At 35.6% G+C, this 25,951-nt stretch carries 27 protein-coding genes; 16 read left to right on the top strand and 11 right to left on the bottom strand.

The window, feature by feature from the left end; translation table 11 throughout:
- Positions 1–11: 11 nt before the first annotated feature.
- From CINF_RS06310 to CINF_RS06265, 10 genes are all read right to left on the bottom strand, one after another.
- Complete coding sequence (locus CINF_RS06310; protein ID WP_179974916.1) at positions 12–1,958, bottom strand: sialate O-acetylesterase; 1,947 nt, start codon at positions 1,956–1,958, stop codon at positions 12–14.
- Positions 1,959–1,961: 3 nt separating this feature from the next.
- Positions 1,962–2,384: a head-tail connector protein gene (locus tag CINF_RS06305; protein WP_179974915.1), complete on the bottom strand. Its 423-nt coding sequence runs from the start codon at positions 2,382–2,384 to the stop codon at positions 1,962–1,964.
- Between the two features lie 2 nt (positions 2,385–2,386).
- Positions 2,387–2,839 carry a glycoside hydrolase family protein gene (locus tag CINF_RS06300; protein ID WP_179974914.1) on the bottom strand — a complete coding sequence of 151 codons (453 nt, stop codon included), beginning with the start codon at positions 2,837–2,839 and terminating at the stop codon, positions 2,387–2,389.
- Positions 2,832–3,167 (bottom strand): hypothetical protein, encoded by a 336-nt coding sequence (locus CINF_RS06295; RefSeq protein WP_179974913.1) that lies wholly within the window; start codon positions 3,165–3,167, stop codon positions 2,832–2,834. Before CINF_RS06295 ends, CINF_RS06300 begins: the two co-directional genes overlap by 8 nt.
- Before the next feature lie 2 nt (positions 3,168–3,169).
- Entirely contained in the window at positions 3,170–3,394 is a 225-nt protein-coding gene (locus tag CINF_RS06290; protein WP_179974912.1) for a hypothetical protein, read from the bottom strand.
- The gene (locus CINF_RS06285) at positions 3,339–3,689 is read right to left on the bottom strand and encodes a hypothetical protein (protein WP_179974911.1); all 351 of its coding nucleotides are present in this window, start codon (positions 3,687–3,689) and stop codon (positions 3,339–3,341) included. The genes CINF_RS06290 and CINF_RS06285 overlap by 56 nt, the downstream gene beginning before the upstream one ends.
- On the bottom strand, positions 3,686–4,042 hold the full coding sequence (locus tag CINF_RS06280) for a DUF1353 domain-containing protein (protein ID WP_179974910.1): 357 nt from the start codon (positions 4,040–4,042) through the stop codon (positions 3,686–3,688). Before CINF_RS06280 ends, CINF_RS06285 begins: the two co-directional genes overlap by 4 nt.
- A 1-nt stretch (position 4,043) precedes the next feature.
- On the bottom strand, positions 4,044–4,670 hold the full coding sequence (locus CINF_RS06275) for a DUF4376 domain-containing protein (RefSeq protein ID WP_179974909.1): 627 nt from the start codon (positions 4,668–4,670) through the stop codon (positions 4,044–4,046).
- A 55-nt stretch (positions 4,671–4,725) separates the two neighbouring features.
- Positions 4,726–5,070 (bottom strand): hypothetical protein, encoded by a 345-nt coding sequence (locus tag CINF_RS06270; RefSeq protein WP_179974908.1) that lies wholly within the window; start codon positions 5,068–5,070, stop codon positions 4,726–4,728.
- 258 nt (positions 5,071–5,328) lie between these two features.
- Complete coding sequence (locus tag CINF_RS06265) at positions 5,329–9,369, bottom strand: tape measure protein (protein ID WP_179974907.1); 4,041 nt, start codon at positions 9,367–9,369, stop codon at positions 5,329–5,331.
- Between the two features lie 291 nt (positions 9,370–9,660).
- Here CINF_RS06265 and dsbI point away from each other — a divergent pair, with 291 nt between their 5' ends.
- The 6 genes from dsbI to CINF_RS06235 all read left to right on the top strand — a co-directional run bounded on the left by dsbI (position 9,661) and on the right by CINF_RS06235 (position 14,588).
- Entirely contained in the window at positions 9,661–10,284 is a 624-nt protein-coding gene (gene dsbI / locus CINF_RS06260; protein ID WP_179974906.1) for a protein-disulfide oxidoreductase DsbI, read from the top strand.
- 82 nt (positions 10,285–10,366) lie between these two features.
- Positions 10,367–10,846, top strand: a complete 480-nt coding sequence (locus tag CINF_RS06255; RefSeq protein WP_179974905.1) for an N-acetyltransferase — start codon at positions 10,367–10,369, stop codon at positions 10,844–10,846.
- A gap of 48 nt (positions 10,847–10,894) precedes the next feature.
- Positions 10,895–11,161: an AtpZ/AtpI family protein gene (locus CINF_RS06250; RefSeq protein ID WP_178697037.1), complete on the top strand. Its 267-nt coding sequence runs from the start codon at positions 10,895–10,897 to the stop codon at positions 11,159–11,161.
- On the top strand, positions 11,154–11,681 hold the full coding sequence (locus CINF_RS06245; RefSeq protein ID WP_179974904.1) for a hypothetical protein: 528 nt from the start codon (positions 11,154–11,156) through the stop codon (positions 11,679–11,681). Before CINF_RS06250 ends, CINF_RS06245 begins: the two co-directional genes overlap by 8 nt.
- Position 11,682: 1 nt before the next feature.
- A complete protein-coding gene (locus CINF_RS06240) occupies positions 11,683–12,882 on the top strand; it encodes an MFS transporter (RefSeq protein ID WP_178697039.1) in 1,200 nt (399 codons plus the stop codon).
- The gene (locus CINF_RS06235) at positions 12,879–14,588 is read left to right on the top strand and encodes a hypothetical protein (RefSeq protein ID WP_179974903.1); all 1,710 of its coding nucleotides are present in this window, start codon (positions 12,879–12,881) and stop codon (positions 14,586–14,588) included. Before CINF_RS06240 ends, CINF_RS06235 begins: the two co-directional genes overlap by 4 nt.
- Before the next feature lie 116 nt (positions 14,589–14,704).
- On the opposite strand, the gene CINF_RS06230 is transcribed toward CINF_RS06235, so the two are convergent.
- On the bottom strand, positions 14,705–15,280 hold the full coding sequence (locus CINF_RS06230; protein WP_179974902.1) for a nitroreductase family protein: 576 nt from the start codon (positions 15,278–15,280) through the stop codon (positions 14,705–14,707).
- 212 nt (positions 15,281–15,492) lie between these two features.
- Between CINF_RS06230 and CINF_RS08890 the strand changes: the two genes are divergently transcribed.
- The 10 genes from CINF_RS08890 (at position 15,493) to CINF_RS06190 (ending at position 25,685) form a co-directional block, all read left to right on the top strand.
- Positions 15,493–16,146: a type I restriction-modification system subunit M N-terminal domain-containing protein gene (locus tag CINF_RS08890; protein ID WP_205195796.1), complete on the top strand. Its 654-nt coding sequence runs from the start codon at positions 15,493–15,495 to the stop codon at positions 16,144–16,146.
- Positions 16,119–16,832, top strand: coding sequence for an HsdM family class I SAM-dependent methyltransferase (locus CINF_RS08885; protein WP_205195795.1), 714 nt, complete (start codon positions 16,119–16,121; stop codon positions 16,830–16,832). Before CINF_RS08890 ends, CINF_RS08885 begins: the two co-directional genes overlap by 28 nt.
- Positions 16,744–17,478 carry a hypothetical protein gene (locus CINF_RS08880; protein ID WP_205195794.1) on the top strand — a complete coding sequence of 245 codons (735 nt, stop codon included), beginning with the start codon at positions 16,744–16,746 and terminating at the stop codon, positions 17,476–17,478. The genes CINF_RS08885 and CINF_RS08880 overlap by 89 nt, the downstream gene beginning before the upstream one ends.
- 131 nt (positions 17,479–17,609) lie before the next feature.
- Entirely contained in the window at positions 17,610–18,371 is a 762-nt protein-coding gene (locus CINF_RS06220) for a CAAX protease (protein WP_179974901.1), read from the top strand.
- The gene (locus CINF_RS06215; RefSeq protein WP_179974900.1) at positions 18,361–19,626 is read left to right on the top strand and encodes a restriction endonuclease subunit S; all 1,266 of its coding nucleotides are present in this window, start codon (positions 18,361–18,363) and stop codon (positions 19,624–19,626) included. Before CINF_RS06220 ends, CINF_RS06215 begins: the two co-directional genes overlap by 11 nt.
- A gap of 460 nt (positions 19,627–20,086) precedes the next feature.
- Complete coding sequence (locus CINF_RS06210; RefSeq protein WP_179974899.1) at positions 20,087–20,680, top strand: sce7726 family protein; 594 nt, start codon at positions 20,087–20,089, stop codon at positions 20,678–20,680.
- Positions 20,677–21,198, top strand: coding sequence for a hypothetical protein (locus CINF_RS06205; RefSeq protein ID WP_179974898.1), 522 nt, complete (start codon positions 20,677–20,679; stop codon positions 21,196–21,198). Before CINF_RS06210 ends, CINF_RS06205 begins: the two co-directional genes overlap by 4 nt.
- A 4-nt stretch (positions 21,199–21,202) precedes the next feature.
- Positions 21,203–21,736: an ImmA/IrrE family metallo-endopeptidase gene (locus tag CINF_RS06200; RefSeq protein WP_179974897.1), complete on the top strand. Its 534-nt coding sequence runs from the start codon at positions 21,203–21,205 to the stop codon at positions 21,734–21,736.
- Entirely contained in the window at positions 21,736–22,755 is a 1,020-nt protein-coding gene (locus CINF_RS06195; RefSeq protein ID WP_179974896.1) for a beta family protein, read from the top strand. Before CINF_RS06200 ends, CINF_RS06195 begins: the two co-directional genes overlap by 1 nt.
- Before the next feature lie 77 nt (positions 22,756–22,832).
- Positions 22,833–25,685 carry a DEAD/DEAH box helicase family protein gene (locus CINF_RS06190; RefSeq protein ID WP_179974895.1) on the top strand — a complete coding sequence of 951 codons (2,853 nt, stop codon included), beginning with the start codon at positions 22,833–22,835 and terminating at the stop codon, positions 25,683–25,685.
- The last annotated feature ends 266 nt before the right edge of the window (positions 25,686–25,951 follow it).

The raw sequence follows: 25,951 nt of genomic DNA, 5'->3' as shown, positions 1-25,951 counted from the left end.
TTTTACGCCGTTTAGATTAAAATTTGTAAGTTTTTAATACCGCGCGAAGTAAAGCCCGTCCAGCCAACAAAGCCTAAGCGGTTTATCCAATCGCTTGCGTGTGGTAGCTGTAATTTAAGCACTTCATCGCTGCCATCTTTGGTGCAAGTCATTTCAGTTTTAGCGTCATTAAATATTAGCGTAAATGTGCCGTTGTGGGTAAAAAACGCGTTTAGCTCGTCTTTTGATAAATTAGAATTATCGGCTTTTTTAATTTGAAAAGCTTTATTGTCGTAATTTGCGTTGATATTTATCCACTCGTATTGAAAACTTGCGTCAAACTCAGTAGCTAGCGCGCGTGAGATGTTTTTTTGTTGATAAATCGCTGTTACGATGTAAAGCAGTTTATTTTGCGCTACTAAATCTGCTGTATATTTTACGCCCTTAGCATTTTGGGGTAGCAAAATTCCTGCGTGCTGGGCGTTAAAATCAATAGATGTATCGCTGATTTTAATATCTTTATCAGTGCCTATAAACCGCTCAAAATCGCTTATTTTGGTTGCTCGCCATTTTGGAGTGTTAGAGCTCCCGCTCAAAATCTCTAAATTAGATTTTAGAATTGATATTGTAGAGCTTAGCTCGTCAATTTTGCTTATATATTCACTTTTAGCAATGTATTCAGGCTCTGAGATTTTAGCACTTAAAAGCGCGCCATTTTCTTTTAATTTTTCAAAAACGCTAGGGGCGATGTGGGTTCTAAAATAGTTTTGCCCGTAGTGAGCTTCTTTGATAGCTGATGTGTAGGTGGCTGTGTTGGTTGGGTGGTTGTCATCTACTTTTACATAGTTGCTAATCCCTAAAAGCTCTTTTTGCGCTGTTAAAATATCGCGCCCATATTTTTGATTTTTGAAATGAAGTGGGTATTCGTAGCAATACCAAAGTTTATCTAAGCTATTAAAAGCTGTTCTATTAGCAAAGCTTGCTAAATCCGTTTTTACATCATTTATTAAAGTGGAGAATTTTTCTTTATACGCAAGCCCGCTTAGCTCACCCGAATCTTGTTCGCCTTGGCACCAAATTATGCCAGCTAAAATGTTTTTATCTGCTTGCGCGCCTTGAGCAAGTGCTTTTTTCATCGCTTTTATAAATCTTGCGTAATACCCGCCAGCACATCCTGTGGAGCTAGTAGTAGTTTTTAAAAAGCTCGTAATGGATTGTCCGCCGTATGCGCCCGGCACGATTAATACGCCGTAGTCGTCAGGGATTGCGGATGCGATTAGATTTGCTAGTGGCAAATGAATGCCTTTTGTGTAACGCCCGTCTTTTAGCCCAAAAACCTTGCGAGATTCTTTGATTTGCGCGGTGAATACACTTTTATTATACACATCGCTCTCCATATTTTGAATGTTTTTCGCACAAAGCGTTAAAGGCTCGATATTTAGCTTATCATCTCTACAACTTACTTGAAAAAGCCTGTTTTCATATTTTGGCACATCATAAAGCGTGGCAACGCTCTCATCATAGCCCACAGCATTTGATTGCCCCCAAACGCCCACAATAACAAACTTTTCATAAGATTTTGCGCTAGCTTGCGCGGCCACATTGTTTAAGCCTTTGAAAACAAAATTTAGATTTTTTGCGGTATTTTCGCCAGTGGCGGTTACTTCAACGCTTAGCTCATTTGCTTGTGCTACCTCCGCGCTAATCGTGCCAAAGCCAGCACTTGCGCCGTCTGCGCCTTTTTCGCCCGGCTCGCCCTTATCGCCCTTATCGCCTTTTGCGCCAGCTGTGGATGAGCTAATTTCGCCTTTTTTTGCGTATCGCTCATCGCTTTGTGATTTAGTAAAATAATTGCTTAAATCAACATTCGCGCTTGGCGTTTGCGGGCGCGTAAAAACGCCACTTTGCGCACCTTGGCACCAGTTTTCTAAGCTCTCAACTCTATTTAAAAGCTCGCTTAATTCTTTGTTAAAACTCATTTTTTACTCCTTGGATTTTTGATTTTTAATTTCTAAAATTTGCGCGTAAGCTTGTTTTAAAAGCTTAGTTTGCGCGGATAATTGCGCTTGTATCCTGTCAAGCTCATTAAGCCCTAGTCTTATAGGGCTTTTGCGGTAAAAATCTATCATTATATCGATGTGTGAGCTATCTACTAGATTTGCGCGCGCATCACTTGCGCTGGCTCTTATCTCGTAAAATCCCGCGCATTTATATAGTAGCCACAGGCGCACTTCGCGCGGTAACTCGCTAAACTCGCTTAGCTTTCTTTGCGTGTAAGTTTCAAAATACCCAACCGCGCCAAAAAAGCAAATTTTAATCACTTCATTTTCATCATCGTTTAAAATTTTCAAATACTGCTTAACTTCGTCAAGCGTTATATCAAAAATTAGCTTTTCATCATTCATTTTCACTCCTGCTCCGCGCTTAAAAGCTTAGCTAGCACGCGTTTTGCGCGCTTTGGCGTTTGCTTAGCCCAAAGTGATTTAAGCCCGTATTCGTAAGCTTTCTCATATTGATATGTTTTGATAAAGCCCATCGTGGTGTAAAATTTTTTCACTGAATTAATGCCCATTTGATAACACATCTCAATTACACAATCTTTTACGGGATCTGGTTGATTTCTTAGCCAAGCAAAAGTTTTAAAAACCTCAGCCTTTAATTTTTTTAGCTTTAAATCTAAAATTCGCTCTGCGGATTCGCGCTCCATTGGCTCTAGCTGGTAATTATTAAGCGCAAGCTCGTCAGGCGTGAGCGCGCTACACAAAAAGCCAAAACCCACCGTGTCGTTATTTAGTGTGTCTTTATAGACTTTTGCGCTAAATCCCTCGTTTTCAATGATTGATTGTTTTAATTCATCCATTGTTGTTTATCCTTAAATTCGTTATTTTTTCTTTAATATCTTGCGTGTTTTTGGTGATTTCGCTTAGCACTGATTGATATTTTTCACTAAATCTCTCTCTGCGCTCTCTTGCTAGCTCTAGCTCTTTCTCGCGCAATTTGCGCGCTTCTTCGTTATCTCTAATAAGCGCGTTTATTGCTGTTAGAATTGATGTAAGCATTGTGTTGTGGGATTTATTAACTGTTAAATTATAATAAATCCCGCAAGCAATAATTAGCACCAAAATGCCCACAATTGAGAGATTCTCAGCTTTATTTGCTATATCTATTAAGCCGTTTGCTGTTTCCATTTTTAGTCCTTAAAATTTTTATAATGAAGTTCAACGCAACTTTCAAGTGCTGAGCTTAGCTCTTGTGTGTATAGATATAAATCCCACACTAAAAGTGCGGCTTCTTGCTCGTTATTTGCTGTGTAATTAAAATCTCTTTTGATGTTTAAAAGAGAGCTAATATCTGCGCGCTTAATGGGCATTTGAGTAGTTACTATCTCGTGCGTGCAACCGTTTAAAAACATCATTAACAGCATTAACGCAAGTAGCATTATTGTCTTTGATAATCTTATATTTAACGCGTTCAACATGTGCTCTTTCTTTCTCGTTTTTCTTTTTTGCTGATTCTAAAATTTTGGTTAAATTTTGTAATTCTTGCGCCTTTGCGTCTAAACTATGTGCTAGATTTTTATTTGCTGATGCGCTTAGGCTTAAATCTTGTGAGAGCTTTTCAATCTTGCTATTTAAAAAGCTCACATAAATGCCGCCAAAGATAAATAAAAACATAACGACCACGCCCGCAAAAAAGCTAAAATTCATCATTTTACCCGCCTTAAAATTTTATGAAAAAATCTGCACGCGTAGTAGAAAATGAAAATTTTACACTTGCTAACTTTTAGCTCCCCAAGTGCTCTTTTTAGCGCTTCATCGGCGAATTTATAAGTGTAACCGCCAAGGCGCGCTTTTTCGCATAAATAATCGTGGAGCACTACCGCGCTTAAATACTCTGGCGAATTTGGAGGGTAAATGCTCCAAAATGCGCGCGGGATATTTGCGCCATTGGTGATAAAGCCTTTTTTGATTGTAAAAGACCTGCCACCTAGCATACATTGAAAATCTGCGTAAAGCTCGAATTTGTCTTTTCCTACGGGGCGCACTATTACTTTTTCTATCATTTTAATTCTCCCAAGCGATAGCTTCTACTTCGCTAATATTTTGCGCGTTGTTAATTCTCATCTTTAAGAGTTGCGCTTGGCTATAAACGCTCATTGCGCGCGCGCTCATTTGTAAATCAATCGCGCTTAATTGCTCTAAGCTAATCTTTTTCATTGAGTTATCAAACATTATAAAATCAATTTCTTTTAACTTTTGCGCGGTGGCTAGCTTAATAAGCGTTTCTACATTTTGTAAATGTTTGCGCCCTGCGTTGATTGTGCCAAGCCCCGCTATTTCAAGCGTGCTGTCAGTTAGCAAGCTATCACGCGCCCTTTGAATTTCTTGTAATTTTCGCTCTTTTGCGCGGGCTAGCTCGCTTTGCTCATCTGCGTAAGTTTTGCTAGTTTTTTTTAGCGTGGTAAATTCGCTCTCATTTATTTCTTGTAAATTGAGCGCGCTGTGCTGGCTCGCCTTAAAGCTTAGCACTTCATCATCACTGCCAAAAATTTGCGCGCAATTAAACTCATTAAAGCTATCATTTGCTAAATAAACCTCTGCGCCGATTTTGCTAGTATTAAGATATATTCTTGTTTCGCTTGCTCTGCCAAGCTCGCCTAAAATCGCGTTTTTATACTTAAAATAAGCCATTTTTAAACCTTTATTTTTCAAAATTTTAAACTATCAAAAAGAATTTAGCAAGTAGCTAGCCAGCTTTTGTATAAAGCGCCTCGCCATCGCTAACATTTCTTAGCGTGAAGGCTATTTCTCTTATATCGTTTGCTATTTTTTCTAAAATTTTATTAGCGTTAGCGTTTGCGCCAAGATTTGTGCCAAGATTGCTGCCAAAATCCACCGGGATTTTGCCTGATTTTAGCGGGATAACGGCTTCTGGGTAGCCTGCTTCGCCAATAAGCGCGGGCGTTGCGCGCGTTACAATCCCGCCATTAGCAAATGGCTTTAATTTTTTAAGTGCTAGGGCTTCTTGTGAGTTTTTAATAGCTGTTTCAATTTGCGAAATGCTAAGCGAGCTATCGCTCCAAAAGCGCAAGCCCGGCTTATCCGCATCGCGCTCTAAATACTTATTATAAAGCGCGTTTATTTTATCATCGCGGGATTGTTTTTTATTTGACGAGCTAGCACTTGATGATGTTTTGATAGATTCTAGCTTGCTTACAATAGAGCTAAAACTAGAGCCAAGCGCACTTACTAGCTCGCTAAAACTAGATTTAAAAGACCCGCCAAGCTCAGCAAAAAGCTCGGTATAAACGCTTATTTGCTCTCTTAGCGTTGTTTCAAGCGTTGTTTTTTACTCGCCTATTGCTGCGATTTGATTGTTAGCTGATGTAAGAGCCTCAGCGCGCGATGTTTCAAGTGCTTTAAGCTGAGCTTCAAAGCTCGTGCCTAAATCGCTTGAGAGCTTATCAAGTTGCGCGTTTATCTTTTTAATTTTGGATTCTACATTTTCTACTTCATTTTTACCCGCTAAATTCTCTATCTCATTTGCCATCAGTAACATATCAAAGCGGTACTGCTCAGCTGAGCTTGCCGAATTTTCTAAATTTGCCCCGCGCTTTGAGGCTACTTTTTGGAGATTGTTAAATGATTCGCTGTCTAAATTGCCTGCTCTATAATCCGCACGGGCTTTTTCGAGCGTTGATGAATAAAGCGCATCAATTTCTTTTACTGAGAATACTTGCATTCTTAAATCATCCGCGATTGATTTAAATTTTTGTAAAAGCTTTTGTTGGGCTTGTAAGATTGTAAGCTCAGATTTTAGCTTGTCTTGTTGATTTTTGAGCTTTAATTGCTCGATTTGCTTATCGATATTATCTTGCGTTGTTTTTAGATTGTCTTTAATCGTTGCTATTTGCGCATCAAGTGTTTTTACTGATTGCTTGTAGTTTTCAATTAGCGTTTTTACATTGTTTAGCGCGGTTGTCCCTGCCTGCGCGTATTGCGTAGCGTAATTTACTAGCTCGGTGCGTTGGCTTGTATCAGTTGCTAAAAATTCGCTCATTTGCGAATGGCTCATATTTCTAAACTTCGTTGCCGCAGCGAAAATGTCGCTAAGTCCCGTGCCAAGCTCGTTATTTAATGATTTAAAGCTAGCTTTTATTGATTGGATTTGTAATAAGCTCGTATCATCGCCAAACGCGGCTTTAATCCCGCTAAGCGCGCTATATACGCCCTTGTCAAACTCGCGCAAGGCTTGTAAATAGCTTTTTAAAGCTTTATTTGCGTTGTTGTAAGCTTCTACTAGCTCATTCCACGCTTCCACATTTTCGGGCGTGAAGTTAGTTTTTATTGCTTGCTCGTAAAGCGCGCTAAAAGACTCTGCCGATATTTGCGTAACGCTTGATATTTCATCGCCAAACGCGCCAAGCGATTTGCCCAAATTTTTAAATTGCTTATTTGCTGATTCGCTTGCGTATTCAAAAGCTTTTATTGAATTATTATTTAATTTTAGCTCGATTGAGTTTTGCTTATACTTTGCTAATTGCTCTATTAGATTTTTAAGAGCATCTTCTTCTTTATCATAGCCCAAATACCAATCTTTCCAAGTGTAATTCCCTTTTTCATAAGAAGTAAAAGCGAGCGCGCTAGATTGTAAAAGCTCTTTATAAATGCCCCAATTTTTGCCAAAGTCGCCCTTATTAATCATCAAATCGTTATCTTTTATATCATCTAACACGCTATTTAGCGAGCTAATAGTCTTATTTAGAGCCGAGAGCGTTTTATTGTCAATCGCGCTGTAACTAGTTGATTCACTCTTGCTAAACCAAGATTTGTATTGCTCTTTACTAAACATTTGCGCGTTGCTAGCATTTACGCGCCCAGCTTGCGTTAGATTTAATCCTTGTTTTATGCTTACGCCCGCATCGATTTGCTTAGTTGAGCCAAAAATTCCGCCCACCACTGAGCCTAAAAGCGAGCCGATAATTGAGCCAACGCCCGGCAAAATCGCAGTGCCAATCGCGCCGCCAATCGCGCCGAGGGCACCGGCTTTTGTTTTAGCCCCAAAAAGCATATCACCAAGAGAGCCGACCCCATAGCCAAGCCCAGCACCGCCAAGCAATGCGCCTGCGCCCATTGCCGTGCCACCGCTAAAAGCCGAGCCAAAGCCCATATTTCCAAGCCCAAAAGATGTGAAGTCAAAAGCAGAGCCAATCCCAACGCCAAATTCACTAACAAACGAGCTAGCCCCAGCAAAGCCAAGATTTGCGAATGCATTTGAAATAGGCGCGGTTAAGTTAGTGACCCCGCCAAAAATGCCATTTGTAAATAAATCAATCCCCGATTTTAACCCCGAGGCGATATTTAGTGCGCCTGATATTGCGTTGCCGGTGCTATCACTTAAACCAAGTTGTGAAAATATCGCGTTGCCTTTTTTAATCGTGCCATCGCTCAAAATTTCAACATCAGTGCCATTAATTGAGCCTGAATAGACCCCGTCTTTAAGCGTTAGCCCGTATTGTGTTGCGATATTTGCGAGCTTTCCGCCACCCATCGCGCCATTTAGCAGACCGCCAACGCCTTGACTAAACGCGCTAGCAAAAGGACTTAAAAACGATTTAGCAAGAGCCGAGCCAAGCCCTGAAAACGCTTCTTTGCCTTTGCCACTTAGCGCGTCAAAAAGCCCGTTTTCAATCTCTTTACTCATCGTTGATATCATATTTTCCCAAGAGCTTGAAACGCTCTCTACCGCGCCATTAAAGCCTTTTTCTACATTCTCAATAGCTTTTAAGCTCTCTTTTTGAAAATAAGCATTTACAGCTTTTATTTCTTTTTGCGATGTGAGCGCGTATTTTTTCACATAATCATTCGCAAGAGCAGATGCTTTTTTTAATAAAGCTTCGCGTTGCTTAGCGTAATCGCCTAAAATTTCGTAGTGGCGCGCTTCATCGTCTAGCTCAGCATTGCGAATTTTAATAATCTCATCTTGCGCGCTCTTTTCAAGCTCTATGCGTTTGGCTGCGAGCATTTCATAAAGCTGTGAGCGTTTTAAAATGCCAGCACTTACTTGCTCGCTTAGCTCTAATTCGTATTTTGCTAGCGTTGCTTTATTTAGCCCAGCGTAATCTTTAATAGCTTTATAATAAGCAATTTGCGCGTTAAGTGCTTGCGTTTTTGCTTTTAGAATGTCTTTCTCGCTTGCCACGGCTGTTTGGCTTACTTGTTTTATCGCGCCCGATGTGGCTTCAAGTGCGCGTTTATCAGCGGTGGCGTTGTCTTTTGAGTATATTTGTAAATCGATTTCTTTTGTGATTTTGTCTAAGCTCTCTAATTCTTGCGCGATATTGTCTAAGCTATGCTCTGCGCGCTTTTCGTCAATCCACGCAGACAATCCATCTGCACTATCGCTAAAATTTAGTTTATTCATCACTGAGAGCAAATCAAGCCCCGATAAAATCAACGAGTCCCAAATCCCCTCAAGCCCAATCCACGCGCGCGATAATCCATAAATGCTATTATTAACAAAAGCAGCGATTGTAGATGACGCAGATTCTAGCGTTTCAGCCCAGTAAGTAATTGTAGAGCTAAGAGAGCCTGTGGCACTTATGCTAATGTTGATTTTATCGACAAAGCCGCTAAGCGCATTGTCCCAAAGCACCAAGCTATCCGCCACGCTCGTAGGCATTGCGGCGAAGTCTTGCTCTACGCTCTCTCTCATATTTAAAAACGCGCTTGCTATCTTATCTGCTGTAAGCTCGCCAGCACTTGCCATCTCGCGCAGTTGTCCTGAGCTCACATTTAGCGCGTTGCTCATATATTTGAGCAAGGACGGCGCGGCTTGTATCATCGCTTTAAAATCTTGCCCTTGAAGTTTGCCCACGCTCATCGCTTGATTGAATTGCGCTATTGCGCGCGAGCTTTCATCAGCACTTGCCCCGCCAGCTTTTAAGGCTTTACTTAGCGTATCGCTAACTTGTAAAACTTGCTTAGAGCTATAACCTATTTCTTTGAGAGATTGCGAGAGTTGAATGTATAAATCGCTAGTTGTAGCAAGCGATGAATAATTGCTTTTTGCGATTTTTTGAACTTCGCTATAAACTGCGTTAAACTCAGCTTGCGATGATGTAACTTGCTTTAATTTTGCTTGGAGCGCGCCCATTTCATCCGCGCGTTTTATAAATGCGCTTGTGGCTGAGCTAATTTTATTAAACCCCGCGCTAGCAAGTGCTACCGCGCCTTGAAGTGCTAAGCTTGCGTTTGCTAGATTTTGTAAGCCCCTGCGCGCTTTTGCGCTCATTTTGTCAAACGAACTTAATTTTTCAGTGAAATTCTTTAAGCTAGCTTGCGCGTTTTTTGTATCAACACTAAAAAATGCTTTTAGATTTAATCCCATTTTTTTACCTTTAATTGATTAGGCAAATTTTAAAATTTTAAAAGGATTTTGGCAATTTTTTGCGGGCGAATAAAAGAAAAATTTGCGTTTTTATGGAGGCTAAATCTAAATTAAGATAATGTTAATATAATATGAAAAACGGGATTTTAGCTTCTAGGCTTTTAGTCAGCGTATTAGCCACTACAAAAAGCCTAGCAAGCGCAAAAGCCCATAAAATCAACATTTTTAAGGCTAGCTGCGGGGGTGGCCGAGCCACCACTGATGCTTTTTTTATCTTGAAAGCAATTCATTATGATAAATAAAATTTCAACTTGGCAAAAACAAAGATTTATTTGGTTTTTGATGGCTTTTGCTTCGATCTTGCTTGTAATCATCGCGCATTCGTTTTTTCAGCATTATTTATATATGCCACCTTGTGAACAATGCGTTTATATTCGCTTTGCTTTTTTGTGTATGGCTTTGGGCGGGATTGTAGCTTGTATTAACCCAAAAATCATTATTTTAAGACTTTTTGGCTATGCTTTTGGCTTTTTTGCTTGTATTTTTGGCATGATGTGTAGCGTTAAATTATTAAATAACCACAACGCAATCCAAAGCGAAAATCCCTTTGGCGTGCAAAACTGCTCGCTTTATCCGCATTATCCTTTTGGTTTAAAATTTGATGAATGGTGGCCTAGCTTGTTTTTGCCAACTGGTGGCTGTGGTATCGATAGCCCAGCAGTGCCGCCAAATGTCCATTTAAGCGATATTCAAAGCTATTTTATCAATTTATACAGCGATGGTTGGTTTTTGCTACCGCAATTTAAAATTTTAAATATGGCACATTGTACGCTTTTTGCTTTTGGGCTTGGCTTTGTTTTGCTTTTCATAATGGGATTTTGCATGGTTTTTGCTAGCTTTAAGGCGCGAGATTAAAAGCAAAATCACAATTTAGCCAAATTTTATTTAATCATTATAAAAAAATCAGTAAAATCGCGCCAAATTTAGCAGGATCAAAATGAAACTCTTACAAGCAAAACTAAGCGATATAGCGCGCATGCAAGATTTAGTAGCAGATGAAGTAGCCCGTGGCATAATCCTAGCAAGAAGCGATGACGAAGTAGCCACAAATATCCGCTCATATTTACTAGCTCTTAACGATGAAAACGAGCTTTTGGGATATTGTGCTTTGCATGTTCAAAACGCCAAGCTTGCTGAAATCCGCAGCCTAATCGTAAATAAAAACGCAAGGCGCATGGGAGTTGGGCGAGCATTAGTTAATGAGCATTTAAAAAAAGCTTGTGATTTGGAGCTAAAACAAGTTTTTACTCTAACTTATCAGCGCGAATTTTTTGAAAGTCTAGGATTTAAAGAAATTGATAAAAAAGATCTGCCAGCACAAAAAATTTGGAGCGATTGCATTAAATGCAAACACTTTCCAAACTGCGATGAAATCGCGCTTATCATTGATGTAAATTTTAATAATATCACTAGTTAAAATTTACAATAAATTAAAATTTAACTAACAAAATTTAAAGGATCTACTTTGACAAAAACACAAAATTTAGTATCTGCTGCAAATAGCCTAAGTCTTGGGATTTCTATCGTAGTAGCCGTGCTTATAGGCTTTGGGCTTGGCTGGTGGGCAAGAAGCCTTACAGGCTCAAATCTCGCCCTTGGTATTGGCATTTTCATAGGCGTAGCAGCTGCTATAAATAATGTCTATAAAGCGTATAAATCTCAGCAAAAAAGCTACGATGAGCTAAATCAAAATCCTTGTAAAAATGATAATCCAAAAAACGAAAATGCTTAAAAAATTTGCTTTATTTTATGCTGGGCTGGATCTGGCTTTGATAGCCGTGTGTGCGTATTTTGGAGCTATTCATATTCTTAATTCTCAGCTTGGCTTGATTTGTGCTTTTTTAATAGCTCTTGCTAGCTTTTATAGCTATGCAAAACGCGTAAAATTAAAAGCGCAAAATGTCCTTATTAACGATATTGATGATGAAATTTTTGACGATGAAATTGATGAGCTTAGCAAAAATAATTATGATGAAATTTTAACTAAAACCCCAAATAAAACAGAACAAACCCCAAAAACTAAGCCAAATTTTAATGATCCAAACGCAAAAAACCCCACAAAAGCTAAAATTCCATTTAGTGCGTATGAGTTTATTGGCGCTTTTGGGCCACTGCGCTTGGCGGGTTATGCTCTTTTGGTGCTTTGTTTTTTTGGACTACTTAAAAATAATCTTTTTGAGCCGATATCTTTTTTAGCTGGCGTTGCGATAATGCCCTTTGGCGCGCTTTTAGCTAATGTTTTAAAGGATTAAATTGAATATTACCTTAGCAATTTTATTATCTCTTGCTCCCTTGATGATGGCTGGCGGGCTTGTTTTTATCGCTGATGGCTTGTTGGTAAGCTCGGCTGGGGTTTTGCTAGCGCGCATAAATGCTAGTGAGCTTGGCATAGGCATTGTAAATGCGTGCTTTTTCGCTGGTGCGCTAACTTGCACATTTTGTGCGCAGTGGCTTTTAGCACGCGTGGGCTATATTAGAGCTTTTAGCGTGTTTAACGCTATTTTTGCGCTTTCTGCATTGCTTGGTGTTTTTAGCGATAGCTTAATTTTATGGGGATTTTTGCGCTTTTTTATGGGTTTTGCTTATTATAGCATTGTGCTAGTAATAGAAAGCTGGATAAATGCTCGCATAATCAACTCAATTCGCTCTCGCACGCTTGCAATTTATGAGGTTTTATTTTATAGCTCATTTGCTATTGGTGCAGCTTTTATTGCTTTAAAATTAAGCGCAGCCCATGTGCTTATAATTAGTGCTATTTTCATTGTTTTAGGCTTTGTTCCGCTTAGTTTATTGGGCATTAAAAGTCCTAGCATTCCAAACGCTACAAAAATTAGTATGCCAAATATTTACGCAGTGCCTAGCCTTGCGCTAATAGCTAGCTTTATAGGCGGATTTTGTATAAATGGCTTTTTGAGTATGGCAACGCTTTGGGCTATACTTAGTGGATTAGGCGAGAATGGCGCAGCGATGGTGATTATTTTAGGAATGATGGGCGGATTTTTATCGCATTTGTTTTTTGGGAATTTAAGCGATAAATTTGGGCGCAAAAATGCTATGATTGTAGCTTGCTTGCTCTCTTTATCTGCTGTGCTTGGTTTTATATTTTTAAAGCCAAATGGAATTTTAAGCTATGTTTTGATTATTCCGCTGGGTGCTGGGATTTTCGTGCTTTATGCGCTTGCGCTTGCTAGGGCAAATGATGAGATAAAAGATAAAACAATGTGTGTAGAAGTTGGCAGGGCGCAGTTATTTAGCTATTTATTAGCTAGCTTGATAGCAACGCCACTAATAGGCCAATTGATGAAAATTTTTGGCGCAGATGGCTTTATGTATTTTTATGCTTTTGCGCTTAGTTTTTTGGTAATTTTTGCTAGCTTTAATAAAAGCGTGCAAAAAGACAAACGAACGCCATTTACAAGGCGATTTAAAATATTTTCAAGCCAAGTAAAATGATTATAGTAAATCAACCAAACCAGCCAATAATTGATAAAGAATTAAAAGATAAAAAAACTAGTAAAAGCGAAAAAACTACCACCGAGCAAAGCCCAAAAAGCTTATTTTCAAAAGCCGATATACTTGATGAGCAAAGTGCTTTAATTGATAAAAAGCTAGCAAATCTCACAAACAAGCTCTTAAACAGCCTAAAATCAGGCGAACAAAGCCTAAATGGCAAAGCCTTACAAGTTGCGCCAAATTTAGCAAGCGATATAAAAGAATTATTAAAAGAGCTAAAAAACCACGAAGAATTATCAAAATTTACACAGGCCTTACAAAAGTTCATTAAGCCAATAGACAATATCAAAGCCCAAAGCCTTACAAATCATATCCAAAACTCAGGCATAATGCTTGAAGCTAAAATCGCTCAAAGCCTAGAACCACAAAGCTTTCCAGCCAAAATAAAAGAGCTAATTAGCCTAATGAAAAATGTTAGCTCAAATGAATTAAAAATGGGCATTTTAAATCTGCCAAATGATGCGAGCGCTAGTAAAAATTTAAACGATCTAAACGAGCTTTTAAGCGCTAGTAAAAATGCTAAAAACGCGCTTATTAAGCATTCGGCGCTTAATTTATTGCTTGAAGGGGCTAATAAATTTGAAAATTTAGTAAAATTTTTAGATAAATTAAGCCAAAATCCAAAGCCAAGTGCTTCATCAATCAATGCTTTTAACACGCTAGAAAAAAACCTAGATGAAATAATGAAAAGCATAAATAATCTAAACCTTGAAGCACAAAATTTAAAACCAGCCAAGCAAATCCGCCAAGCAATAAACCAAAACGCAAATGAGCTAAAATCCGCCCTTGAAATGCTAAAAAACGGCGATAAAAACTATAAAATCGCCCTAAATAATCAAAACAACGCCCAAAACCAAACAAGCCAAAGCCAAAATCCAGCCCAGAATTTAGCCCAAAATATGCTAAATAAGGATTTTAAAGCTATGCCACAAGATCTTTTAAATCAAGCCATTAGCCAAAATATAAACGGCACAAATATCCAAAGCAAAATTAGCGCCATCGCAAACCGCATAAATAGCCTAATTACCTCAATAGACCCAAAACTAGCAAATATAAAAAACGAATTAAGCGAGATTAAAAGCTTAGAGCGCGCTAGTAAAATAGCCCAAAAAGAACTTAGCAAAATAAAAGCCAATGAACCAAACGAAGCCTTAAAAAACTTACAAAATGATTTAAAAAGCGTGCTTTTAAACCTGCGCGAAAGCTCACAAACTCAAAATTTACAAAACATAAACCAAGCAGTAAATAGAATGCTAACCCAAATCGAAATCCACCAGCTAATGAGCTACGCACAAAACTCAATCCAAACCTACCTGCCATACACCTGGGACGAGCTAGCTAGCTCCCAAGTAGCCTTTAAACGCGGGAAAAAAGACAGATTTTATGCAAGAATTGAGCTAAATTTTATAAAATTTGGCGATATAAGCGTGGTTTTAGGACTTAGTGAAAATAAATATTTAGACATCAGCATTCAAACCGCAAAGGCTGATTTTAAGGATATGATTTTAGCGCGCACAAGCGAACTAAAACAAGCCATAAGCGCGCAAGGGCTAATCATAAATAGCTTTTTTTTAAGCAATAAAAACACGCAAAACGCCTATGAAAAAGTAGAGCAAATCGAGCTTGGCTATAATGTAAAAGCTTAGTTTAAAAGTTTAAAATTTTAAAAGATAATTTTAAAATTTGGGCGCGGTAATACTAGTGGCTTTTAGCCAAACTTGCTAAAAGCCATATTTATAAAGATGAAATTTTAAAATTTGGCTTAAATAATCACAAATCTATCATCTTTGCGTTTTGGAGCCTTAGGCTGTGTTGCAGGGTAACCAAGCGTAAGCATAGCTATCATTTCGCCTTTATCTGGGGCGTATTTTTGGGCTATGATTTTGCCAAAACCGGTTTGGATAGGTGCTGTCATCCAGCAAGTCCCAAGCCCTAAATCAGCAGCAGCGATGGTTAGATTTTGCGTAGCAGCACTAATGCTTTGAAGCACGGCAAAATTTTTATGTTCGTAATTTTTTTGCTCAAAAACCAGCACATAAACAGGCGCATCGCCAAGACTTTTCATAAAAGTTAGCGTTTCTTTAATAACCTCAGGATAATCCTTAAAACGCTCTTCAAGCATCGGGCGCATTTTTTCGCTTACGCCTTCCATAAAGCTTAAAAGCTCGGCTTTTTTCTCATTTGAGCGCACCGCGACAAAATACCACGGCTGTAAATTCGTAGCTGATGGTGCCATACAAGCAGCTTGTAAAATCGTTGTGATTTGCTCATCGCTTGGCATTGTGTTTTGGTATTTGCGCACAGAACGGCGCGCATAAATGGCATCGATAGTCTGCATTTTCGCTCCTTAATTTTAAATTAAACCTTGCATTGTAGCAAAGAAAAAAATATATTTTTTAAATGTAAATTTTAAATGTTGCAAAAAGTAGTAAAATTGAAATTTTAAAAAGTATTTTAGTTTTTTTAGGCAAACATTAAGCCCAAAATCTCTTTTATAATTGCTCCATATTATGCTATGATATCAAAAAAACCACTAAAACAAGGTAAAAAATGGACATCAGCAAAGAAGTAAATTTTATTTGGAATATCGCCGATAAACTCCGTGGCGCATACACCAGCGACAAATACAAAGATGTCATTATCCCTATGGTGATTTTACGCCGTTTTGAGTGTGCTTTGGCTGATACCAAAAGCAAAGTTTTAACCAAGTTTAGCGCAGATGCTAGCTGTCCAGTTACTGTGCTAGAAAAAGCAAGCGGATATAACTTTTATAACACAAGCCGTTTTGATCTAAAAGAGCTACTAAACGACCAAAACAACATAAAAGCAAATCTTTTAAACTACATTGACGGATTTAGCGCAAATATAAAAGAAATACTAGCAAATCTAGATTTCCCAAAACAAATAGAAAAAATGCATAAAGAAAACTGCCTTTTTAGCATAGTAAAGGCTTTTAGCGAGCTAGACCTTGACCCAGCAAGCGTGCCAAATCACAAAATGGGCTACATCTTTGAAGACATTATACGCAGATTTAGCGAAAACGCAGAAGCAGGCGACCACTACACAGGGCGTGATATCATCGCTCTTATGGTAGAAATTCTACTTTTTGATGCTGATGTTAGCGGAGAAAATAGAGTTATTTCTGTGCTAGACCAAGCTTGTGGCACAGGCGCGGTATGCTCTCAGTCGCAAACGAAACCATAAAAGAAAAAAACAAACACGCCGTAGTTTATCTCTACGGACAAGAGATAAACGGCGAGTCCTATGCTATTTGTAAAGCCGATATGTTAATCAAAGGTCAAAAAGAGCAAAATATCCTAAAAACTGATACTTTAAAAAATAATGAATTCGCAAATGAAAAATTTGATTTCATCATAGAAAATCCACCTTTTGGCACGCCCTGGGGTGGAGAAAAGGCAAAAGATGGCGTAGAATATGCTGTAAAAAAAGCCTTTGAAGAAAAATCTCGCTTTCTAGCAGGCTTGCCAGCTAAAAGCGATGCTCAGCTACTTTTTATGCAATCAGCCTTAGAAAGGATAAAAGATAATGGCAAAATCGCCATTATCCAAAACGGCTCGCCTCTTTTTAGCGGTGATACACTCTCAGGCGAAAGCCAAATTCGCCGTTATTTACTAGAAAACGACTATATAGATGCTATTATCGCCTTGCCTACTGAGCTTTTTTATAACACAGGCATAGCCACTTATATTTGGGTGCTAAGAAAACAAAAGCCTAAGGATCGCAAAGGCAAACTAGCCTTAATAGATGCTAGCTCACTTTTTTTTCAAACTTCGCAAAGCCATGGGAAACAAACGAAACGAGCTAAGCAAAGAAAACATCGCCCAAATAATCAAAATCTACACAGAATTTCAAAACTCAAATTTATGTAAAATTTACTCAAATAGCGAGTTTATCTACAAAGAATACACCATTATGACCCCACTTCAAAAAAGCTACTCTATCACAGATGAAAGCCTAGAAAATCTACCAAGCGCATTTTATAATGAAAGCAAGCTAGCAGACCTACTAGCCAAAGACGAACTAAGCCCAAAAGAGCAAAAAGAGCTAGAAAAGCAAAAAGGCGCAAAAATGCTTTGCGAAAATATCACGCAAAAGCTAAAAGCAAAAACAAGCCATAAAGTGTATTTAAACAAAGACGAGTTTATAAAAGTGCTTAAAGCAGTTTTAGAAAATGACGCCAAAACCCTAGAAAAAATCGCCACCGCCCTAAGCCGTGATGATGAAAACGCAGATATTCAAACAGACAAAAAAGGCGAAATTCTATACGACAAAGACTCAAAAGACTCCGAGATAATAAACATAAATGCCGATATTGATGAATATATGAAAAAAGAAGTCTTGCCACACTTAAAAGGGGCAAAGGCTTTTGATGAAAACAAAATCGGCGCAGAAATCCCCTTTACTCGCTATTTCTACAAATACCAAAGCCCAAAAAGCACAGAGCAAATAAAACTAGAATTCCAAAGATTAGAAAAAGAAACAAAAGAGCTTGAAAATGGGCTTTTTGATGAGTAATAAAAGAAATAATATAAAAAAGCTTAGAGTATCATCTCTTTCGAGTATTCACCTAAGTCATGGCGATTTGATCCCTAAACTGCGTGGATTATATGATAAATTTTCTTACAAGATTATAAAAGGATAAGAAATTGTATCTAAAAACGCAAGCATATAAAAAGCTATGTGAAAATATCGGTTTTGATGAAAGCTCAAATCTCAAAGGCTTTGAAAAACTAGAAAAATCAATATTCTTGTTACACAATGGATATTTGCTAGGTAGCGCAAAAGAAGCTGGAATTTTCATAAAAAAACATGGAAATATAGAAAATATATTTGATTTGGTTATTAGTATTTATAATAAACGCATAAAAACTCATCACGCATTATTTTTGATTATTCATATTTTTGAAACAGCACTTCGCTCAAAAATGGCTTTTATTTTATCGCAAAATTACAGCTCAAACCCTGATTTAAAAGATGATTGGTTTGTAAATCGCTTAAATTTATGGCTTATTAAAAAAGTAAATCATATAGTAAAAATAAATAAGCTAAATGAAGATTTTTTAGAAACAGCAAATAGTTTTGAAGTGCTTGATTTATTTATGCTAGGGGATTTAGAAAATATTATAGATAATAACTGGGCAATTTTTCAGCCTATTTTCGCTGGTGAAAAACAATACAAAAATCAAAATTTACCAAGCTTTGGCACAAAAGAACATCTTTTAAATACTTTTTCTCGCATTAGAAAAGAAAGAAATAATATATTTCATAACAGACCGCCAAAAGTCAAAGCAAAGTCAATCATAACAAATATAGAAATTCTACTTCTAAGGCTTGATTTTAATCTTAAAGATGCTTTTAATGGAATATCAAATTTAGAATATGGGATAAACTTAAAATATGAATACTAAAAATACTAACTTTAAAAATAGCGGTATTGCTTGGATAGGCGAAATTCCAAAACATTGGGAAGTAACAAAAATAAATCATTTATATTCACAAAGAAATCAAAAAGTAAGTGATAAAGATTTTGAGCCACTTTCAGTTACCAAAAAAGGAATTTTGCCACAATTAGAAAATGCAGCAAAAACAGATAATGGAGATAATAGAAAACTTGTTAAAATAGGTGATTTTGTGATAAATAGCCGTTTAGATCGTCGTGGCTCTTGCGGAATTTCAAAGTTTAATGGTTCTGTGTCTTTAATCAATATTGTTTTAGAGCCTAGACAAAATATGAATTCTAAATATTTTGATTGGCTTTTTCACACGACTTTATTTGCTGATGAATTTTATAAATATGGCAATGGAATTGTGGATGATTTATGGAGTACTCGCTGGGGTAATATGAAAAATATTTTAGTGCCTTATCCCCCACTTAACGAGCAAGAGAGAATTGCAGAATTTTTGGATAAAAAGTGCGCTAGTATTGATAGCAGTATAGAGAATTTAGAACAAAAGATAAAGAGCCTAGCAGAGTACAAAAAAGCCCTTATCACACAATGCGTAACCAAAGGGCTAAATCCTAAAATTTTAGAATTTAAAGATAGCGGAATTCCTTGGATAGGGCAAATCCCAAAACACTGGGAGATTTCAAAAATCAAGTATATAGCGAAATTAAAAACAGGCGGAACACCTAATAATAGTTTTGGTATAAATGTTGAAAATAATGGCTATCCTTGGATAACACCAGCAAATATTGATGAAAATTTTAACATTAAAGCTGATAAATTTATAACTGAAAAATCTTTAAAAATTAGTAATTTTTCTTTATTTTATAGTAATACAATTTTATTGATTGGTATAGGTGCTACTGTTGGAAAAATTGGTTATTTGTTAGAAAAAAGTTATTGTAATCAACAAATTACAGCTTTAGTACCATTTAATATAAATTCTAAATTTTTGCTTTATTACTTACATTTTATAAAACATAAAATAATTTTAGAGGCTTCTACTAATACTTTACCTATAATAAATAATAAAATTTTAAATAATATAAGCGTAATTTATCCCCCACTTGCCGAGCAAGAAAAAATTGCAGGGTTTTTGGATAAAAAATGCGAGAAAATCGATAATTTAAGCGCAAACTACAAAGAGCAAATAAAAACTCTAAAAGAATACAAAAAAGCCCTGATATATGAGTGTGTAACAGGTAAAAAAGAGATTTAAATTTGCTATAATTTCAAAAATCAAAAAGGAGTTAGAATGAGAGGTTTGATGATAAAAGCTGATAATGCACTATTAGAACAAATCGCAAGTATTGCTCAAATTTAGCACGCAAAGACGACAAAGAGATAAAAATACAAAGCTTTAACGATGAAAGATATAAAATCTATGAAGCTGATGTTGCAGCAGTCAAATTAGGCCAGATCAAGACTAGACCTTTTAGCGAGTTTGAAAAAGAGATGGAAAAATGGCGATAACCACCACACCACGATTTGAGAGTGAAATGCAAGATATTTTTTATTGTATCGCAAAAGACAGCAAAGAAAGAGCGAAAAAATTTCGCAAAGAACTCTAATGATAAAATAAGCATTCTTGGAATTTATAAAAAAAATGAGTGGAGTGAGTAAAAATTTATATTTAATAATAAAAATTTATTTTATTTGAGTGTGTAAAAGGTAGTTTTATGTTTGATTGTGAATACGATTTTTGTGAGAAATTTTCATGTTGGTTACTGAAAAAATATAAAAATATTAATTTAATGGCTAGTGGAATACCTTTTTTAAAGGCGAAAAGAATTGCCGATTTAATATTGTTAAATGGGGATAATTTGATTGCTTATGAGATTAAGACAGCTAGAGATGATTTGCGCAGAATTGATGGACAGATTATGGATTATTTATTAACATTTGATTATTTTTACTTGGTTTTGGATAAAAAGTTTAAAAAAGAAATAGCTAGATTTGAAGATAAAAGAATAGGAATTATTTTACATGATTGCGGTAAATTTGCTTTAATAAAAAAACCATTAAAAAATAAACCAAGCTCTTTTTGTAGAGCACTTTTGCTTTCTAGGAGTAGTGCTCAAAAATTAGCAAAAAATAAAAAAAATGTGTTTGAAATGTATAATTTTATATCTAAGAATTTTTCACAAAAAGAAATTAAAAAGAAACTAATTGAAGATTTAAAAGAAGCTTATTTGGAGTGTTTTGAAGCATTTAAAAATGAAAGAGATTTTTTTCTTTTAAAAAATAGATTTTACTTAAAGGAATTAGCGTGACAAAATTAAATGTGATAAGTTTAAATTGGATAAGTTTTTTAATTTTGTTTACTTATACTATTATATGCTTTTTAATGCATTGGCATTTTTTAAGTAAAGAAATTTCTGATGTCTATTTTGTCAGCAATGAAATGAATGTAACAATGGACTTAAATTCAACACTAGAAACATTGATTACACAAAATAAAATTATTTCTCCAAAAGATTATTTTGGAATTTATACTAGCACTTATTCAAATATCTTAATGATTACAGTTGCACTTTTAGGAACTTTTGCACTATTATCTTTTGTGTATATAAGGAGCAAAATCAATGATCAAATGAATGATAGAATAGATGAATATTTTAAATCTAATGAATTTGAGGATAGAAAAAATGAACTTATAACTCAAGAAATTAAACGCATTGTGGATAGTAAATATGATGATATAGAGCGAAGATTGTCTTCACTAGAAGGAAAAGAAGATTCTCATAGAGATGAATATATAAAGATTGACAACAGTCAGATTAAAGGATAGCAATATGGCATTTATATCAAGTAAAAAAGAGAAAAAAGAAACAAAAATAATAACTTGGGATATGATGCTTTTAGACGCAAAAGATAAGAACATAACATTAACACCATTTGATATTTATACTTATGTTAATACTTTTGATAATATTGAGGTTATTGATGATGATTTAAGTTCAGAAATTAGTGGTATGATTGAATATATCGGTGATGGATTTATAATTACAATAAACAAATACCATTCTTATGAGCGTAGAAGATTTACATTGGCTCACGAGTTTGGGCATTATTGTATGCATAGAGAATATTTAATAGATAATAAAAGCATAAAAGATGTGGCACTATTTAGAAGCGAAAATACAAAAAATCAAAAAGAACTTGAAGCAAACGAGTTTGCGGCAAAACTTTTAATGCCAAAAGATGATTTTTTGAATATTATTAAAAGTGGAAAAACTAGGTTAGGAGATATCGCAGAACATTTTGGCGTTTCGGCAGCGGCGGCAAAATATAGAGCTTATAGGCTTGGTTTAATAAAGGAGTATTGATGAAATATTTTTATTTCCCAGCTTTAAAAACTAGAAGTTCAGAATTGAGAGCTTTTTCAAAATTAGAAAATAAAAATGGAATTTTACCTATTTTAGCACTTACAAAGTCACGCATAAGTAAAAATAATCTTACTGGAAGTATTGATAAAAAAATGAATGAGTTAAAAGAAGATTTTAAGGATATTCATTTTATTTTAGATGTTTCCACAGAAGAAAATTTGATTAACAACGAAATTAGAGATTTTCTATCCCCAAATAATGGTTTTAAAAAATGGGTTGAATTTGTAAAAAAATATAAAAAAGATTTTAAAAATTTAATTCCTTGCATTCACTTTGCTTCCGATAAAAGTGATGATGTAAAAGAGCAAATTTTAAATTTAGATGAGTTCGAAACCCTTGCTTTAAGACTACCTGTTGATGAAAATTTAAATGAGTATTTAAAGATTATTGATAATCGCAAAAAGATTATTTTAATTTTAGACTGCTTGGATAAATATAATGAATTAAATACAGCTAATGATATAAAAAATTTTAAAAGTCTAATTTATCTTGCTTCAAGCTTTCCAAAAACTTTGTCTGAGAATGAGGGGAAGATTAAACTAAACGAGCAAGAGTATTATATTAAAAATTTATCTAGCAAATATTGTTATGGTGATTATGGCTGTACTTATCCTATAAGATACGACATGAAGGCCAGGGGTTGGATTCCTAGAATTGATATTCCAGTTATAAATAATAATGAAGCAGTAGTTTATTATAAAAAAAATAGGACAGATGAAGTGACAAGTACCGAAGAAGCATATATAAAAATCGCTCAAACACTCTGGGAAAATGAAATTATAAGAAAACTTAATATAGTAGATAATTGGGGTTACAAATTTTTTATGGATGCTGCAAAATATGGTACTATTTTTGGGAAAAGTCCATCATTTTGGATTTCAGTTAGAATGAATATTTATATGAGTTTAACATTAAATAAAATGAAAAATTTAGTAGAAGCAAAAAGCTTAGAAATTTAATAGCAATCAGCATTGCTATTAAAAAAATCAAAACTAAACTAAAAGAGTTACTTAAATATAATTCCAAAGGAGATAAAATGGCTAAAACTATATATGATGAAAAAACACAATATCAAGCTGATATAATAAAAGAATTTGCCAAAAATGGAATTTTTGAGCGAAGTGCTACATGCTATGATAAAAATTTAGCAATGGATAAAGAGTTGCTTTTGGAATTTCTAAAAGCTACGCAAGAAAAAGCCCTAAATGCTTTAAATCTAAGTGATGATGAAATAATCGCAAAAATAAATGAATATATCATAAAAGAGGGAATTTTATACTGCCTTAAAAATGGTGTGGATATAAATGGCTATGATTTTAAGCTAGTTTATGATAGACAAAGATCAGGCTTTAACGCTGATTTAGCACAAAAATACGAGCAAAACAAAATAAGCATAATGCAAGAAGTAAATGCTGATAAGGACAATAAAGAGCGTGTAGATCTTGTAATATTTGTAAATGGTATAGCCTTTGCGTGTATGGAGCTAAAAAGCAATTACTCAGCCCAGAGCGTAGAACACGCTATAAAGCAGTATAAAGAGGATAGAAACCCAACTACAAGACTATTTGATGCTAGGCTTGGGGCGGTGGTGTTTTTTGCGCTGGATTTACACGAGTGCTATATGAGCACAGAGCTAAAAGGCTATGGGACAAAATTTCTACCTTTTAACAAAGGCAAAGGCAAGAACAGTAGCACAGGCGCAGGAAATGACAATAGAGATGATAAAATAAGTGATGTGTGGTATCTATGGGAAGAAGTGCTAGTAAAAGATAATATCATAAACTTAATAGTAAATTTTATATTTGAAGAAAATGGCATGATGATATTCCCTCGCTATCATCAAATGGATCTAGTAAATAAAATACAAAGCGATATCCTATCTAGCAATGAATATAAAAACTATCTAATTCAGCATAGCGCAGGCTCAGGCAAGACAAAAAGCATAGCATGGCTAGCATACGCACTAAGTGGTCTATACAAAAATGGCTCTGTGTGCTTTGAAAGTGTAATAATAGTAACTGATAGAAAGGTAGTAGATAGACAACTCCAAGATGAGATAAAAAAGCTAAAACACCAAGAAGGTTTTATCAAAACCCTAGACGATAAGTGTGGCTCAGCAGAGCTAAAAGAAGCACTAAAAAGCAATACAAAAATAATAGTAACTACTATACAAAAGTTTTTGTATATCAAAGATGATTTAAAAAACTTTGACATAAGAAGTGCGGTGATAATAGACGAGGCGCACTCAAGCACGAGCGGTGGAGATATGGAGGCTTTACTAGATACGCTAAGTAGTGATTTTGGCGGTGCGAGCAAGCCTAGCAATATCAGTCTTTTTGGCTTTACAGCTACACCAAAGTCTAGCACCTTGCAGATATTTGGGCAAAAGAACGAAAGTGGCTTTTATGTGCCATTTCATCTATACTCAATGAAACAAGCCATAGAAGAGGGCTATATTCTAAATGTGTTAGAAAACTATACTACTTTTAATACATTTTATAAAATAGCGCTAAACGAAGATGATAAAGAAGTAAAAGAAAGCAAAGCAAAACGCCAAATAAGAGATATAATCAAAAATAATAGTGATATCATAAAACAGCGTGTAGGCGTGATAGCCGAGCATTTTGCTGGTAGTGGCTCTGCTCTGCTGGGCGCTAAGGCAAAGGCTATGGTGGTGTGTGAGGATATAGAGAGCGTGATAAGGTATTTTAGAGCGTTTAAGGACTATTGTGATAGCAAAGGATATGATTTTAAGCCTTTGATAGCATTTAGTGGCGAAGTAGTGATAGATGGCGAAGTGTTAAGCGAGCGTGGGATAAATGGCATAAGTGAGAGTGCTTTGCCAAAAGAGTTTGACAAAGATGAGCGAAGGGTGCTTTTTGTAGCAAACAAATATCAAACTGGCTTTGACCAAAACAAGCTTTGCGTGATGTATGTGATAAAAACGCTAAAAGGCATAAGTGCGGTTCAAACGCTCTCGCGCCTAAATAGAATTTGCCCTGAATATCCACAAAAAACTACTTTTGTGCTTGATTTTGTAAATCAATTTGATGATATTATGGAGAGCTTTGCGCCGTATTATACGCACACTTGGCTAAAAGACGGAATTGATATGGCTGATTTGATTGATATTAGCGCAAAGATAGATGGATATAATATCTTAATGCCACTTGATGAATATAGCGTAGCAAATGCTATTGCTACTATGGGTAAAAAAGCTCAAAGTAGGATAAAATCGTATTTTACAAAAGTAGTAGGTGAAATAAATAAGCTAGATGACAAGCACAAACAAGAATTTAAAGGGTTGCTTATAAAGTATTTAAATATTTATGTGCGTTTAAAACTCATTTTTGGTGATACTTTTAGCGATGAGCTAAAAAATAGATATGTTTTTATAGATATTTTGCTAAGACATATGGTAGAAGTCGTAAAAAATGGCGAGAATATAGAAATAAATATAAGCATAGAAGATGTCCAAGTTCTAGAAAATGAAACTTATACGGGAGTAAAAGTGATATCAGATCCGGTAATGGAGCTTAGCGCATTTGGGGCGATGACAATCAAAACATCTAAGCTAGATCTACTCTCAAATATAATAAGAAAAATCAATGAAAACTTAGGGCTAAGCGCGGAAGAAAACGCAGAAATTCAAGCAATAATAGACATCACAAATCAATTACTAAATAGCGAAACACTACAAAGCGGAGCAAAAAATAATACTAAAAGTGATTTTACAAAACTTTACAATGATGAAGTTGTAGATATTTTGACAAGTAACTATGAGAATTTTAGCTCTTTTTATGGTGCGTTGCTGGACAACGATATTTATAGGAATGAGATTTTTGCACCACTTTCAGATGATATTTATAACAACATCCAAAAAAGATGAGTATAAATAATAAACATAATAAAGGGTAGTAAAATAAAGCAGGAAATATTTTCATCGTTGTAGCATAGTTGTAATTTAAAAATTACAACTATGCAAAAGCGCGATATAATCGCTAGAATTGTGGTTTTAACCCCATGCTTTTACACTTGTAATGAGTTAATAATTTTAGTAATTATGCTAGCCTTTTACTATCTAATATCCGTTTTTTTACTACCAAAATACTCTATTAAATTTTGCTTTTAGAATGGTGAAATGTTCTTTAATAG

The organism is Candidatus Campylobacter infans (genome assembly GCF_013416015.1).
GTDB classification, from domain to species: Bacteria; Campylobacterota; Campylobacteria; order Campylobacterales; family Campylobacteraceae; genus Campylobacter; species Campylobacter infans.
Note: the sequence above shows the minus strand (reverse complement) of the source record. Positions and strands in the feature narration are given on the sequence as shown.